Source organism: Methylobacterium sp. Leaf87 (genome assembly GCF_001422775.1).
Classification (GTDB): domain Bacteria; phylum Pseudomonadota; class Alphaproteobacteria; order Rhizobiales; family Beijerinckiaceae; genus Methylobacterium.
Window position 1 is genome coordinate 98,096 of record NZ_LMMI01000012.1, and the last position, 15,371, is coordinate 113,466.

Annotated in this window: 12 protein-coding genes; 6 read left to right on the forward strand and 6 right to left on the reverse strand. The window is 66.8% G+C overall.

From position 1 onward, the window contains the following. Positions 1-363: 363 nt before the first annotated feature. The 4 genes from ASF22_RS08380 to ASF22_RS08395 form a co-directional block, all read right to left on the reverse strand. Positions 364-1,830 carry a methyl-accepting chemotaxis protein gene (locus ASF22_RS08380; RefSeq protein WP_056263324.1) on the reverse strand — a complete coding sequence of 489 codons (1,467 nt, stop codon included), beginning with the start codon at positions 1,828-1,830 and terminating at the stop codon, positions 364-366. 1,061 nt (positions 1,831-2,891) lie between these two features. Continuing rightward, complete coding sequence (locus ASF22_RS08385) at positions 2,892-3,812, reverse strand: bestrophin family protein (protein ID WP_056263326.1); 921 nt, start codon at positions 3,810-3,812, stop codon at positions 2,892-2,894. A gap of 190 nt (positions 3,813-4,002) precedes the next feature. Further along, a complete protein-coding gene (locus ASF22_RS08390; protein WP_056166344.1) occupies positions 4,003-5,979 on the reverse strand; it encodes a CoA-transferase in 1,977 nt (658 codons plus the stop codon). Positions 5,980-6,272: 293 nt separating this feature from the next. Beyond that, on the reverse strand, positions 6,273-6,722 hold the full coding sequence (locus ASF22_RS08395; RefSeq protein WP_056263329.1) for a tellurite resistance TerB family protein: 450 nt from the start codon (positions 6,720-6,722) through the stop codon (positions 6,273-6,275). A gap of 337 nt (positions 6,723-7,059) precedes the next feature. Here ASF22_RS08395 and ASF22_RS08400 point away from each other — a divergent pair, with 337 nt between their 5' ends. Then, positions 7,060-7,740, forward strand: coding sequence for a response regulator transcription factor (locus ASF22_RS08400; RefSeq protein WP_056166348.1), 681 nt, complete (start codon positions 7,060-7,062; stop codon positions 7,738-7,740). Positions 7,741-7,848: 108 nt separating this feature from the next. Here ASF22_RS08400 and ASF22_RS08405 read toward each other — a convergent pair whose 3' ends face one another. Both ASF22_RS08405 and ASF22_RS08410 read right to left on the reverse strand, forming a co-directional pair. Beyond that, complete coding sequence (locus tag ASF22_RS08405) at positions 7,849-9,201, reverse strand: flagellin (protein WP_056263331.1); 1,353 nt, start codon at positions 9,199-9,201, stop codon at positions 7,849-7,851. Between the two features lie 413 nt (positions 9,202-9,614). Next, positions 9,615-9,920, reverse strand: coding sequence for a PilZ domain-containing protein (locus tag ASF22_RS08410; protein WP_056263332.1), 306 nt, complete (start codon positions 9,918-9,920; stop codon positions 9,615-9,617). A 151-nt stretch (positions 9,921-10,071) separates the two neighbouring features. Here ASF22_RS08410 and ASF22_RS25180 point away from each other — a divergent pair, with 151 nt between their 5' ends. From ASF22_RS25180 to ASF22_RS08435, 5 genes are all read left to right on the forward strand, one after another. Then, positions 10,072-10,614, forward strand: coding sequence for a hypothetical protein (locus tag ASF22_RS25180; protein WP_244473653.1), 543 nt, complete (start codon positions 10,072-10,074; stop codon positions 10,612-10,614). Between the two features lie 96 nt (positions 10,615-10,710). Beyond that, positions 10,711-11,925: a DUF1217 domain-containing protein gene (locus ASF22_RS08420; RefSeq protein ID WP_056263335.1), complete on the forward strand. Its 1,215-nt coding sequence runs from the start codon at positions 10,711-10,713 to the stop codon at positions 11,923-11,925. Positions 11,926-11,928: 3 nt separating this feature from the next. After that, positions 11,929-12,654, forward strand: a complete 726-nt coding sequence (gene flgF / locus ASF22_RS08425; protein WP_056263337.1) for a flagellar basal-body rod protein FlgF — start codon at positions 11,929-11,931, stop codon at positions 12,652-12,654. A gap of 4 nt (positions 12,655-12,658) precedes the next feature. Further along, complete coding sequence (gene fliI / locus ASF22_RS08430; protein ID WP_056263339.1) at positions 12,659-14,014, forward strand: flagellar protein export ATPase FliI; 1,356 nt, start codon at positions 12,659-12,661, stop codon at positions 14,012-14,014. 85 nt (positions 14,015-14,099) lie between these two features. Then, positions 14,100-15,326, forward strand: a complete 1,227-nt coding sequence (locus ASF22_RS08435) for a flagellar hook protein FlgE (RefSeq protein ID WP_056263340.1) — start codon at positions 14,100-14,102, stop codon at positions 15,324-15,326. The last annotated feature ends 45 nt before the right edge of the window (positions 15,327-15,371 follow it).

Genomic DNA, 15,371 nt, shown 5'->3' on the forward strand with positions numbered 1-15,371 from the left:
CGACCTTGCGGTTTGCAACCCGCCCCACGGGCCGCTCCGTCCGCGCTCCGAATGCACCAACTCGACGTCTTCTGCCATGCTTCGGCTCGGGTTCGGGCAATGCTCGGTTCGCAAGTCCGAAGCGCTCCGTCCTGTTCCAGCTAGTTCCAGGGCACGCGCTTCGTTCATCACGAGCAGTGCTGCGAACCGACTCCACAGGTACGAACCGGCCGGATTGAGTGGTCGACCCGAAGCCGCATCGGACTTTCGTGGATTCCGATCGGCGTCCAGCAGGCCGTCGACCCGGATTGCCTTTGCTAGGCGACGGCTCGGGAGAAGCCACGTCGCGCCCTCACGCCCTGGCGCGTCAGGCAGCCTTCACAATCAGGCCGCCTTGACGGTTTGGAGGAACCGGTTGACCTCGCCTCCGAGTTGATTGGCTTCCTGCGCCAGTTCCGAGGCCGAGGCGAGGGCCCGGGCCGCCGCCTCGCCGGTCTCGCCGGCCGAGTGGGCGACGCCGCCGATGACGGCCGTGATTGCCCCGGTACCGGTGGCTGCCTCAGCCACATTGCGAATGATCTCCTGGGTCGCCGATCCCTGCTGGTCTACCGCCGAAGCGATGGCGTCCGCCGTCCGGCTCATCGTGCGGATCTGCGCAACGATCGCCTCGATGGCCGTTACCGCCTCACCGGTCGTGCCTTGAATCGCGTTGATCTGCTGCGTGATGTCCTCGGTCGCCCGGGCGGTCTGGTTGGCGAGCTCCTTGACCTCTGCCGCCACGACCGCAAAGCCCCGTCCGGCTTCCCCGGCGCGCGCCGCTTCGATGGTTGCGTTGAGGGCCAGGAGGTTTGTTTGGCCGGCAATGCCGGAAATCATTCCGACGACGTCTCCGATCCGGGCTGCGCCCGTGCTCAAAGCATGAACCAGGTGACCGGTGGCGTTGGCTTGACCCACCGCGCCCTGTGCCACCCGCGCCGATTCCGCCACCTGGCGACCGATCTCCTGAACGGAAGCGCCGAGTTCCTCGGCGGCACAGGCCACTTGGCTGACGTTGTGCGCGGCCCTCTCGGCGGCGCCGACCACGGACATGGCCCGGTCCGTCGTGCCCTCCGCCGTCCCCCGCATGACCCGGGCGGTGTCCTGCATCGCCGCCGCCGCTTGCGTGACCCGGCCCAGGATGCCGCTCACCGTGGATTCAAAGTAGTGGGCGGTCTGCTGCATGGCGGCCCGGCGCTGCGTATCCGCTCCGGCCCGCATCAGGACGGTCTCCGATTCCAGTGCCCGCATCCGCTCCATTTGCTCCCGGATCGCGCCCTCGGCGGCAGCTTGTGCGGCGAACACCGTCGCGATGGTGCGCGCGATCCAGGCCAGCACGCACGTCTCGAAGATTAGCATGACAGCATGGAGTACCACGCGTGCCGTGTCCGAGTTCTTGGCTCCACCGGGAAAGATCAGCGCCGGCATCGCGATGTTCACCGCGAGATGGTGACCGGCGATGGCGGCGGCGCAAACGACAAGAACGGTCCAGTCGCACCACGCGATCAGCACTGCCAGGCAGACGAAGAAGTACATGTGCAGGTCGATCTGCCAGAGATGCCCCGTCAGCGCAGAGATCAGGATCGCGGCCATTTGAACGAGCGATAGGCTGCAGACCAGGCGGGTGGCCAAGCCTGTCGGCGAGTTCCACCACACCAAGGTGCTGAGTCCAGCCAGGAGGCCGGCGACCACGAGGGGTACCGTCGGCGCATTTCCAGCGACCCAGGCGCTGAATGCGATGACCGGGAGATGCATCCAGAGGAGGGTGATGAGATATCGGCCGAAAATTTGCCGGAGAGAATCCAGGTTCGTCATCGCGGGCCGGGGTCCATTGCGCTGGTCAGATTCGGGAGGATGGCGTGCAGGCTGTGGCAAACTGGGCGTCTATGACGAGCCAAGCTCCGGAGGCGTAGAGGCGAGCGACAAAATCGGTCGACCCGGCCCGCACCACGAGGACATTGTCCCAGCCGCCGAGACGCAGAATGGTGCCTCCAGCCCGTGCCACGATGGCTGCTGTGTCGCGCCCAGGCGGACCAATCACAGCCACGGTGTCCGAGGTCGGGACCGCCATGACGCTGACCGGGAGAACCAGGATCGCGAGCGCCGTGCCCCAGAGGAGGAGCAAGCCTGCGCGATTGGATGATGTGACTTGTGTCACTGGCGAAACCGGATCGATTGAATATGATCTGTGTTAGTAGGGACTACGTTCTAAAAAACTGTTACGGATTGTTTTTATTGTCGAATTGTATTCGCTCGGATCTCTAGTAAATACGAATATACGCAAGAATAAGTCATTGCATTTGATGTCTTGTTTTTGTGGCGATCGATTCTACCGGAGGTTATGCTACAGGTGCCCTCGAAATAAATAACAACCGAAATTTATCGAGCCTTGATCGTATTGTGGTACCTGTTGCGAGACTTGGAATCTGACGATATCGAATTATGGCCGGACCAGGCGCGAGGCCGCGGTATTTGCCGCCTAGCATCATGCGCACTGCGTGCCGTCTCCCATTTCGCGAGTTTCTCATCGTGCTTTCCGCCATCGCGCGTCGGTTTCCGCAGCGTGATAGAAACGTCTGGCTGATACGAAGAAGCGGGACTCGTCGTACGGTTCGTCCCTGTATACCTGCACGACCCGCTGAACTATCTCGCATTCGACGACCTGCAGGGACGAGCGAGGCGTCGCATTCGATCGCCGCACTGTGAACCGCTTGGTTGTGGTCGTCGCCCCGTCGACCAATGCGCCACGACGGCAAATCTGCGGCCTCAGGCCTGCATCGGCGGTGCCGCTGCCGAATGGGGACGGGCGGAATGCTATTCCTGACTGGCGATCGAAGGGGCAGCCTGCCTCTGCCGACGACGGCGACGTCGGTCTCTCACGTCAGCCAATACCGCTCCGGCTTGAGCGCCGGAGGGGCCGGCTCGCCGAGCGCGTCGAGGACGACGCCGTCGAGGGTATGGAGGAGAGCGTCCAACGGCAGATCGTTGGGCTCCGTGCCGAACGGCTCCTCGAGTTCGTCGCCGAGGGCATCGAGGCCGAAGAACGTGTAGGCGACGAGGGCCACGGCGAGCGGCGTCGCCCAGCCGAGGGAGGCCGCGAGGCCGAACGGCAGCAGCAGGCAATAGAGCCACGCCGTGCGGTACAGGAGCAGGGTGTAGGCGAACGGCAACGGCGTACCGTGGATGCGCTCGCACACGACCTGCGCCTGGGAGAGGGCGGCGATCCGCTGTTCGAGGAGGCCGAACAGCACATCCGTGAGGGCGCCGGTTCGGTAGGCCCCGGCCAGATCGGCGGTGAGGCGCGCCAGCACAGCATCGGCCGCGCTCGGCCCCCGGACGAGGGCGTCGGCCTCGCCGGGCGGAAGCCAGGGGCTCGCGGCCGCGACCTCGTTTCCGCCCCGCACCTGGGCATGGAGGGCATGGGCGAACCCCGAAATCCGCCGCAGGACCCGTCGCCGCAGGTCCTGATGCTCCGGCTCGGGCAGGAGTGCGGCCAGCAGGCGGGCGATCCCCCGCGTCTCGACGATCAGCGAGCCCCAGGCCCGGCGCGCCTCCCACCAGCGATCGTAGCAGGCGCCGTTGCGAAAGCTCAGGAAGATCGAGAGGGCCAACCCGATGAGGGTGAACGGCCCGACCCCGGCGGTGATGGGGAAGGCTGCGGGCCACCGCATCTCCGCCGCCACTACGGCGAGCGCCACGGCGGTGATGCCCAGAACTTTCGGCGCCACCTGCGGCAGGATCGAGCCGCGCAGGGTGAACAGGATCGTCAGAAGACCCGGACGCGAGCGGACGATCATTCTTTTGGATGCTTCGGTGTTCGAGCGCGAGAACCCTCCCCCCCCGCTGCGGGGGAGGGTGGCCCGCGTGAGCGGGTCGGGAGAGGGGAGCGCTGCCCTCTGCGAAAAGGTCGCGCCGCCCCTCTTGCGGGACTTCGTCCCGGCCCGCCCGCTCCGCAGGAACCCTCTCCCGCAGGCGGGAGGGGGTTTTTTACGCCGCCGACGCGATGGCCGTGGAGGCGCGGCGGACCTTCTTGTCGAGGCCGTCCACGAAGGCGTGGGCGTCCTCCTTGCGCTCGAACACGTGCGGGGCAAGCCCGCGCCGGTTGAGGGCTTCTTCCATCTTGAGGCGCAGGAAGGCGCTCGTGGCGTAGCGGGTGGTGGTCGCGTAGTAATTCGCCGCCAAGTATTGGATCATGCTCGCGTAGTCGTCGTAGAGGTTCTCGTTGATGCGGAACCCGTCGTGGTTGACCACGGAGTTGACCCGCTGGCCGGCCTTCTTGCAGGCGCCGACCAGAACCTTGCGCAGATCGTCGATGTCGCTCTTCACGCGGGCATGCCAGCCCTCGAGGTTGACGAACAGGATGTTGCGCTCGGAATCGTAGCTGACGCGCTCCGACAGGTTGAGGTTCAGGAGATCGGCGAGGAGCTCCATCGGCTCGTCGCGGAACAGGCGCGCATCCATGAGCGCCGGCTGCTTGATGATGGGCGTGAAGCCCATATGGGGCAGGATGTCCCGCTCGATGTCGATGCCCGGCGCCACCTCGATGAGTTCCAGGCCTTCGTCGGTGAGCTGGAACACGCAGCGCTCGGTCACGTAGATCACCGGCTGCGAACGCATCTGCGCGTAGGAGCCGCTGAAGGTGATCTGCTCCACCTGGGGCAGGAACTTCTGCGCGCGCCCCTCGGTGACGATGCGGAGCTTGCCGTCCTCGATCACCGTCTCCAGGCCGCCCACCGTGAACGTGCCGGCGAAGACGACGCAGCGGGCGTTCTGCGAGATGTTGATGAAGCCGCCGCAGCCGTTGAGGCGGCCGCCGAACATGCTGGTGTTGACGTTGCCGTGCTGGTCGCACTCGGCCAGCCCGAGGCAGGTCATGTCGAGGCCGCCGCCGTCGTAGAAGTCGAACATCTGGTTCTGGTCGATGACGCAGTCGGCATTCGTCGCCGCGCCGAAGCTCGACCCGGAGGCCAGCACGCCGCCCACCGCCCCGGCTTCCGTGGTGAGGGTGATGTAGGGCGTCACCTTTTCCTCGTTGGCCACCGCCGAGATGCCCTCCGGCGCGCCGACGCCGAGATTGACCACGCCGTTGGGCGGCAGCTCGAAAGCCGCGCGCCGGGCGATGATCTTGCGGGCATCGAGCGCCATCTTCTTCATGCCGGTCACCGGCACGCGGATCTGGCCGGCGAGCGCCGCATCGTGCTGCACGCCGTAGTTCATCCGGTGCATCTCGGGCTCGGCCAACACCACGCAGTCGACGAGGATGCCGGGCACCCGCACGTCCTTCGGCAGCAGAAAGCCGTCGTCGACGATGCGCTCGACCTGGGCGATGACGATGCCGCCGTTGTTGCGCGCCGCCATGGCCTGGGCGAGGCAGTCGAGGGTGAGCGCCTCCTTCTCGAAGGAGATGTTGCCGGCGGGATCGGCCGAGGTGCCGCGGATGAAGGCGACGTCGATCTTGGTGGCGGTGTAGAACAGCCACTCCTCGCCATCGACGTCCACCACCTTGACGATCTCGTCCTGCGTCAGGGTGTTGACGCGGCCGCCGCCGTGCCGCGGATCGACGTAGGTGTGGAGGCCGACCTTGGAGAACAGTCCCGGCTGGCCGGCGGCGCAGGCGCGGTAGAGCTGCGAGATCACGCCCTGGGGCAGGTTGTAGCCGGTGATCTTGTTCTCCTGGGCCGCCTTGGCGACCTTCGGCATCCGGCCGAAATTCGCCGCGATGACGCGTTTGAGCAGGCCCTCGTGGTGGAGACGCCCGGTTCCGAGGCCTTTGCTGTCGCCGGCACCAGCGGTCATGATCAGGGTGAGGTCGCGCGGGGCGCCGGTCTCGACGAAGCGCTTCTCCAGGGCGGCGTGCAGCGCCTCCGGAATGCAGCTCTGAACGAAGCCCGTTGTGGTCACGACATCGTTCTGCCGGATGAGCGCGATGGCCTCTTCCGCCGAGATGACCTTATTTTTCTTCATTGCCCCGTTCTCCTCCCCGTGCCTCCACTGTCGATTTCAGGCGGCAGGATCTATTGTGCCGGTTTCGGTGTCGTGGAAGTCTTGTTGGCTGAGCCGAGCGTAGAGGCCGCCCCTCGACTTCGCAAGAGTGTCACGGATCGTGGTGCGGTGCGTTTAAGCGCTGTTGCGCTGCACATATGCATTGTGCCCGAACTATCCCCGGGACCTGTTTCCAGACCCTGGAGGGGCTCGGGACGGGTATCGCGGCTGGCCATGACTGGCGAAGTCGCTGGTCGTCCCAAGATTATACATTATTACGGGTTGGATTGGCCTCCGAGAAGCCGGTCCTTGTCCACGCTCAGGGCCGTGGCGATCTCGGCCAGGGCTCGATGCTCGACGGCGCTGATGCCGGCCTGATCGGCGACATCGGCGGCAATGAGGAACACCGCCTCGCGCTGGCCCGCCTCGCGCCCGACGAGCCCCGCGACGTGCTGAAGGTTCTCCGCGCGGCCCGCCCGGGTGCGCGCTCGCTCCAGGGCCTCGAACAGCTCGGCTTCGAGCTTCAGGGTGTCGTAGCCCTTCTCGAGGATCGGGTTGGCCCGCATGCCCGCGAGTGCCGTCTCGACCTCCTCTTCGTCGATCTCGCTGTCGGCCAGGATGACGTTGGCGGCGGCCGAGACCGCCGCCTCCATCAGCACCCGGTCGCCGACATAGGCGGCGACGTTCTGCGTGAAGCGTCCGACGAGGTCCTGGATCAGTCCCATGATGCTCCCTGTTTCGGTTTGGCGTTTCGACTTGGTTTCGACTTGGCGTCACGCCTTGGCGGTACCGGGTGCGGCGCGACCGCAACAGACGGCCGGACGGTGACGGGGCGCCACCCCACTTAACAAAAAATTAACCATTTTCTTAACAAAACGATACCACCAAACAGCGCCGCGTCGCGGCGGATGTGTCGAGGATAGTCCAGGTTTCGTCCGGGTTATCCAAGTGTCCGTCGACGCCGTACGAAGTACGATTCAAGATCAAACCGAAATCGAAGCAGATTGGGCGCACGGCTGTGCTTGGCCGGGCGAGCCCGCATGCGTGGAGCGAGACGGCGTCATGTACATCGTGGTCGATGAGCGTAGCTGCGTGGCGAGCGAGACCGTTGCGGGCTTCGGCGCCCAGGGCGTCACCGCCCACAGCCTCGCGGCGGACGCGTTCCAGGCCTGGCTCGACACCGCCCCGGCCGGAGACCTCGCCGCCGTGCAGGGTTTCGTGCTCGGCGAATCCGCGAACCGGACCCGCAGCACCGCGGCGATCCGCAGCCTGTCGCACGCCCCGATCATCGCCCTCAACGAGACCCGCTCCCTGGAGCAGACCCTCGACCTGTTCACCGCGGGCATCGACGACGTGGTGCGCCGCCCGGTCCATGTCCGCGAGATCCTCGCCCGTGCCGAAGCCATTCGCCGGCGGATGGGCCGGGGCGAGGGGCAGGGCGCGGCCCAGGACAAGGCCGGCCGCCTCAAGATCCACACCGACGGCCGTGATCCCGAGATCGACGGCACCAGCCTGACGCTGCCCCGGCGCGAGCGCCACATCCTCGAATATTTCGCGCGCAACCGCGGCCGCCAGCTCACCCGCGCCCAGATCTTCAACGCCGTCTACGCCGACCACGGCAGTGATGTAGAGGAGAGCGTCGTCGAGGGCCACATCAGCAAGCTGCGCAAGAAGCTGCGGATGCGGCTGGGGTACGATCCCATCGAGGCCAAGCGCCTGGCGGGGTACACCTTCGTCGGCTGAGCTCGGTCTTCTCCGGCAGCCACGAAAAAATTCACGCTCCGGTCGGAGCGTGGGTTTTCGTTTGGGCGATGCCGTCCCCGGACCGGAGCCCGGGGACGGGGACCGGTCTTACCGGAACAGCGCGAGCACGCCCTGGCTGGAGGAGTTGGCGATGCTGAGCGACTGCACGGCCAGCTGCTGTTGGGTCTGCAGGGCCTTGAGCTTCGTGGACTCCTCCTCGATGTCGGCATCGACCAGGATGCCGATGGTGCGGTCGTTGGCCTTCATCAGGGTATCGACGAAGGTCTTCTGGCCGTCGATCTGAGTCTTGTTGGCGCCAAGCTTGGTACCAGCGTCAGTCACCTTCGCAAGCGCCTTGTCCACCTGAGTGATGATTTTCTCAAGAATTGAGTCTGTTACATTCGTAATATCAATCGATTTGACGGAAAAAGTGGTCGGTCCGTCGACCGTATCAAGTATTCCTTTGGACGATGCAGACCCGGCAGCCGTACCTTTGCCTGTCGTTATGGCGGTCGTGAGACCAAAGCCGACTTCTTTGGTTGCGACGGATGTATTCGATACATCTATTTTTGCGGCGCTACCGGTATCCGAGGAGGTGAATACGAGTCGGCCGACTGAATCTAGGGAAGCACTGACCTTTGCCACGCCGATGCTGGAAGCGGCAATCTGATTATTGAGGGCATCCACGAATTCGCTCGTCGTGACGTTCTTCACGTCCTTGGCGGCGCTGGCCATGCTGGTGGCGTCGAGAACCAACGTAGCGGTGCCGCTGCTGCTTACGATCGTCAGATTGACGGCATTGGCTGCCACGCTGAAGTTGGCTGTTCCGGCGGTCGCTCCGGTGGCGAATAGCGAGGTGCCGCTAAGCGCCTTGTCACCGGTGAGCTGAGCCACAGTTGCCGCAGTGGCGGTTGGGGTCGAATTTACGTCGTAAAGCTTAATGGCTTTCACGTCGACGATGATCTTCGAGAAGGTCACAGTTCCCGCAGTGTCACGGGAGAATCCAGCGACAATGCTTTGGTCAGGCTTGTACACGGCTGTGTTCGCGGAATCCACCGAGAGCCAGTTCTGACCGCTGGAATTCGAAGAATTCGCAGTGGCCTGCATCTTGTTCTGGATGGCGGTAATCTCGGTCTGCACCTTCGAGCGATCAACGCCCGGCTGCAGGGCGGTCTGCAGCTTGGCGCGCATGTTCTGCAGATCGGTGATGATGCTGTTGAGGCCGTTATAGGCCGTATCGACGGCCGAGGAGCCGAGGCCGAGGGAGTCCTTCACGGCGCCGAGGGAGGCGTTGTCGGTGCGGACCGTGGTGGCGATGGACCAGTAGGCGGCGTTGTCGGCGGCGTTCGACACGCGCTGACCGGTGGAGACCCGGTTGCTCGTCATGTCGAGCTGCGAATTGATGCTCTTCAGGGTCGTCAGCGCCGTCATCGCGGCGTTGTTGGTCAGCAGGCTGGTCATGGCGGGTGTGATCCGGGACTGAAATTCTACGGGAGTTTCTGTAATTCGGCAGTCGGCCGACCTGTCGTGAAAAGCGCCCGAAGATAAATGTCTTCGTTCTCAAGTCACGATTCATTACATTCCGGGTTTTCGCCGGACCAGTGGGGCGACATCATGTCTATGAACCGGATCGGTTCATCCACTGCACTCGCATCGAACTCGTGCCGGTTCCGTGGGGAGAACCGTTTGTCGATGGATGCATTCTGCGGGGAGCGCGTTAGCAAGCGCTTAAGCGCACCGGCCCGGCCCTGTGCCCGAATGCACCGTCTCACACCAGATCCGGTCGATCGCTTCGCGATGCGGATTTGGGGTTCGCTCAGGCGCCGCGCGGGCTGCCCGAGACTGTCCCCGAATGGATCATCCGGAAAACAGTCTCAGGGGGCGGGATCGCCTGCCGGTGCGAACCGCACGCCCGCGACCTCGCCCCGCTGCCAGCGCAGGCGGACCGACACCGTCCTGAGGTCGTGGGCGGCGATGACGAGATCGAAACTGTCCGGCAGGGGGATGGGGCGCGACAGCACGATCTTGGCGCCCGCCGGTGAAAGATCGCGCACCACGCAGGGCAGGAGCGTGTCCGGCCCGAGGACGATCCGGCCCTGCTGCATCACCCGGTGGCGTCGGGGCGAGCGCGGCCGTACGGTCCCGGCCCGACCCTCCGCCTCGCGCTGTCCGTCCGTCATTCGCCCTGACCCCCACGCCGCTCGCTGCGGCTATCACTCATCATCGTTAACGACTCGGCCGCATGCGCCCGAGGAGGCCGGCCGGATTAACCTTTCGTAAACCATATCCACGCAACGTTCGGGGCTCAGGAACTCCTTCGCTCCAGGCGCCATGCCCGTTCGCCTCACACCCGTGCCCGCCCATCGCCGTCCGCTCGCCGGGGCCCAGGCCCTGCGGCGCGCCCGCGACGCGGCGTTCGAGCGGGCGGCCATCGGGGTCTGCCTCGTGCTCGCCGCGGCGTCGAGCGGGTTCGCCGTCTACACCATCACCAGCGGCACCCACGACTACGCCGTGCAACGCTTCCTCCCGGCCTCCATCGGAACCTTCGCCTGGAAGAAGCCCGTCGCCCCCGTGCGGACCGCCGTCCTCGATCTCGACCCGACCACCACCGGCGCCCTGCCCGACCGGGCCGCCGGCCCCGAACTCGGCCGTTCCGACCCCGCGGACCGGGCCGGGCCCGGCGTCGCGGCGCGCGGCTACGTCCTGCGCCGGGTCTCCGGCGACGGGGCCTGGGTCGAAGGTCCGAACGGCCTGAGACAGATCGTGCCGGGCGCTGTCCTGCCCGGCGCCGGCCGGGTCATCTCGATCCAGCCGACGGGGGCCGGCTGGGTCGTCGTCACCTCCGAGACCATCATCGGGCCGACACGGCTCTGACCCCCGCCCCTCATCCAGGCCGGATCAAACGATGATCGCCCGCGCCGCCCCTATCCTCGTGCGCGCGCCCCGGGCCGCCGACCGGGAGACCTTCGCGTGCTGAGCACCTTCACGAACTACACGCTGATCACCAAGGACCTGACGGCCTCCCTGGCCCGCAAGGCGGCAGCGCCCGAAGTCGCGCGCGAGACGGCGTATTTCCAGGCCAACATCGGCGGCGTGACCTCCATCGACGCCTTCCTCGGCGACCGCCGCCTCTACTCCTACGCCATGAAGGCGTTCGGCCTCGAGGACATGACCTACGCCAAGGCGTTCATGCGCAAGGTCCTCACCGAGGGAACGGACACGCGGGCGAGCTTCGCCAACCGCCTCGCCGACGACCGCTACGTCGCCTTCGCGCGCGCCTTCGACTTCGCACAAGGGGCCTCCGCCACCGGCCGCGCGGGTACGATCACCGAGGCGGGCCCGACCGCCGCCGGCACCGCGCAGCTGAACGGTGCCCTCGACCTGTCCGGAACCTTCGACTTTTCCGGCACCAACGCGGTCTCGTTCCAGCTCTCCACCCGTGTCGATGCCGCGACGACGAGGTCGGCCACCATCGTCCTGTCGAACAAGACCCTGGCGTCCGTCGTCCAGAACCTGTCCCAGGTCACGGCCGAGGAGATCGCCGCCGCCATCAACGGGCAGATCGCCGCCTCGGGAGACGGCAACCTCGCGGGCAAGGTCCAGGTGGGCATCGGTGTCCGCAGGAACCTGTTCTTCGAGACCACGGCCTACGCCAACCTGGGCGCGGATGGCGTCGCGGGCGGCACCGGCCTCGCGGCCGACACCCTCTACGAGGCCGGCGGCACCAACCGGACGCTCGCGATCCGCAACGTCGCCCCGTCGGGGGCCGGGCAAACCCCCCTGGACATCGGCTTCGGCACCGATCTGCCCATGGACGCGAAAGCCAAGAGTGTCACCGAGGCCTACCTGCGCCAGACCCTTGAGAGCGATGCCGGCGCCGAGGACACCGGCGTGCGCCTCGCCCTCTACTTCGCCCGCATGGCGGGGGGCGCCACCAGCGGCTACGCGATCCTCGGCGACTCGGCCCTGTCTCAGGTGGTCAAGACCGTGCTCGGCCTGCCCGCCGGCGGAACCTCGTCCGAGGCCCTCGCCCGGCAGGCCGAACTCATCGAGAGCAAGGTCGATCTCGCGAGCTTCCGGGACCCACAGAAGCTCGATCAGTTCATCAAGCGCTTCACCGCGATCTGGGATGCGCAGAACAACACCGCGTCCGATCCGATCCTCGCGCTGTTCGGGAACGCCTGAGCCATGCAGAACGCCCTCTACGTCGCGCTCTCGGGCCAAATCGCTGTCGAGAAGCGCATGAATGCGGTGGCCAACAACGTGGCCAACCTCGCGACCTCCGGTTACCGCGCCGAGGACACCAAGTTCTCGGCCCTCCTCGCCCAGGCGAGCAAGGGCGCGATCGCCTTCGCCTCCTCGGGCGACACCTACATCCAGACCAAGTCCGGCCCGGTGACCAAGACCGATTCCCCCCTCGACGTGGCGATCCAGGGCGATGCCTGGCTCAGCGTCGGCGGCGCGAGCGGGCCGGTCTATACCCGCGATGGCCGCCTGACGATGGACGCCACGGGGCGCCTGCGCAACGTCAGCGGCCTGCCGGTCCTCGACGCGGGCGGCGGCCCGATCCTTCTCGATCCCCAGCAGGGACCGCCGACCATCGGCCGCGACGGCAGCGTCTCGCAGGGCGTGAACCAGGTCGGCTCCATCGGCCTGTTCACCCTCGACCCCAAGGGCACCCTGCGGCGGGCGGAATCGAACGGCGTGGCTTCGAGCCTTCCGGCCCGGCCCGTCCAGGATTTCACCCGCACCGGCATGGTCCAGGGCTTCGTCGAGGGTTCGAACGTCAACCCGATCCTCGAGATGACGAAGCTCATCACCATCCAGCGCGCCTTCGAGAGCGCGGCCAACCTCACCGCCGAGACCGAATCCTCGTTCCAGGGCTCCATCCGTTCCCTGAGCCCGCAGGGCTGAGGTGATGCAGGGCGAACCCACCGAAGCCGCTGCCGGCCCGGACGTCATCGACCGGCTTGCCGCCGCCCTCGCCTCCGGGCGCGAGGCCCTGCCCCTGGTCCGGGTCGCGGGTCCGATCCAGGAAGTCACCGCGACCGCCGCCCGGGTCGGCGGCGTCGCCCCCTTCCTCAAGCTCGGCGACCGGATGGGTTTCCGGGTCGGCGGCCGCGAGCAGGTCGGCGAGGTGGTCCGCATCGATGCCGGCGGCGTCACCCTGAAGCCGTTCGAGGCGCGCATCGAGGCGGGGATCGGCACGCCGGCCTATCGCCTCGGCGACCCGACCCTGCGGCCCCATGCGGGCTGGAAGGGCCGGGTCGTCGACGCGCTGGGGCGCCCCATCGACGGGCGTGGCACGCTCGTGCCGGGACCGCGCGCGGTGCCCATCGACGCTGCTCCGCCGCCCGCCATGGCGCGCGGTCGGGTCGAGGCGCCGCTTCGCACCGGCGTGCGGGCCCTCGATCTGTTCACCCCCCTGTGCCTCGGGCAGCGCATCGGCATCTTCGCGGGCTCGGGCGTCGGCAAATCCACGCTGCTCGCGATGCTCGCCGGCGCCACCGGCTTCGACAGCGTCGTCGTCGCCCTGGTGGGCGAGCGCGGCCGCGAGGTGCGCGAGTTCCTCGAAGGCCCGATGGCAGGCAACCTCGACAAGGCCGTGGTGGTGGTCTCCACCGGCGACGAGAGCCCGATGATGCGGCGCCAGGCGCCCAAGGTCGCCATGGCCATCGCCGAGGCATTTCGCGATGCCGGCGACTCCGTGCTGCTCATCGTCGATTCCGTGACCCGCTACGCCCATGCGGCCCGCGACGTCGCCCTGGCGGCGGGCGAGCCGGCGGTGGCCCGGGGCTACCCGCCGAGCGTCTTTTCGGATTTGCCGCGCCTCCTCGAACGGGCCGGCCCCGGCCGCGACGGTTCCGGCTCCATCACCGGCATCTTCTCCGTGCTGGTGGACGGCGACGACCACAACGACCCCGTCGCCGACTCGATCCGCGGCACCCTCGACGGTCACGTGGTCCTCGACCGGGCCATCGCCGAGCAGGGCCGCTACCCGGCCGTCGATCTCCTCAGCTCGATCTCGCGCCTCGCCACCGCCGTGTGGACGCCCGAGCAACGCGAACTCGTGCGTCGCCTCAAGGCGATGATGGCGCGGTTCGAGGAGACCCGCGACCTCAGGCTCATGGGCGGCTACCGCGCCGGCGAGGACGCCGAACTCGATCAGGCCATCCTCCTCGTGCCGCGCATCTACGAGGCCCTGCGCCAGGAGCCCGGCATGGCCCCGAGCGCGGACGCCTTCCTCGAACTCGCCCAATCCCTACGGAGCTGACGCCCAAGGACGCGACCAGCCCCGCGCAAGCCATCCTGCCTTTAGTGCCGTCCAGCACGGCCCGCCGTTTCACCGAGGTCATCCCATGAGTCTCATCAGCGTCCTGCGCACCGGCGTCTCCGGCATGAACGCGCAGTCGAGCCGCATCTCGACGGTGGCCGAGAACATCCAGAACGCCGGCACCACGGGCTACAAGCGCACCGGCACCGAGTTCTCGTCCCTCATCCTCGATTCCAGCAGCACCGGCGATTACAATTCCGGCGCCGTCGAGACGGTGATCCGCCGTTCGGTCTCGGCGCAGGGCCCCGTCTCCTTCACCACCTCGAAGACCGATCTCGCCATCCAGGGCAACGGCTTCTTCGTGGTTCGCGACAGCAACAACGCCACGTCGCTGACCCGCTCGGGCAACTTCGTCGAGGACGGACCAACGGGAAACCTCGTCAATTCCGGCGGCTTCACCCTCATGGGTTACGCGGTGGGCGAGAACGGCGAGGCGACGCCGGCCCTCAACAGCACCGCCAACATGGTGCCGGTCAACGTCTCCACCCTCGGGATGAGGGCCACGGCGACCAAGGCGGCGACGATCAGCGGCAACCTACCAGCCGACGCGGCCCCCCTGGCCGCCCCCTTGTCGGATAAGGTCTACACCAAGAAGACCTCCATGGTGACCTACGATCAGCTCGGCAACAAGGTCACGCTCGACATCGTCCTCGGCAAGACCGCAACGGCCAACCAATGGCAGGCGCAGGTCTACATTCCGGGCAACGACACGGCCCTCGCGACCGTGACCCTGGGCTTCGATGCCAACGGCCAGATCTCCGATCCGGCGGCCGTCACGGCGGCGGTCTCCCGGTTGGCCGCCGCCAACGGCACGTCGATCAACCTCGATATGTCGAAGATCACCCAGCTCGCCGGCAGCTACGATCTCACGGGCACCGCAGACGGCAAGGCGCCCTCGGCGGTGACGGGCTCGGACTTCGCTTCGGACGGCTCCGTCTATGCCCTCTACGAGGACGGCAGCCGCGCCCTCGCCTTCAAGGTGCCGCTGGCCAACGTCGCGAGCCCCGACAACCTCGAGCCGCGCGCCGGCAACATCTACCTGCCCACCAGCACCTCCGGCGACCTCCAGATCGGCTTCGCCGGCCTTTCCGGGCTCGGTTCCATCAAGTCGAGCGCCCTGGAGCAGTCCAACGTCGACGTCTCGTCCGAGCTCACGGCCATGATCGAATCCCAGAGCGTCTACACGGCGAACTCGAAGGTGTTCATGACCGGCAACGAGCTCCTCGAGACCCTGATGAACCTCAAGCGCTGACGCGTCGGCCGGCACCATCGCGGCGGCCGGCCCCGCGCCGATCCC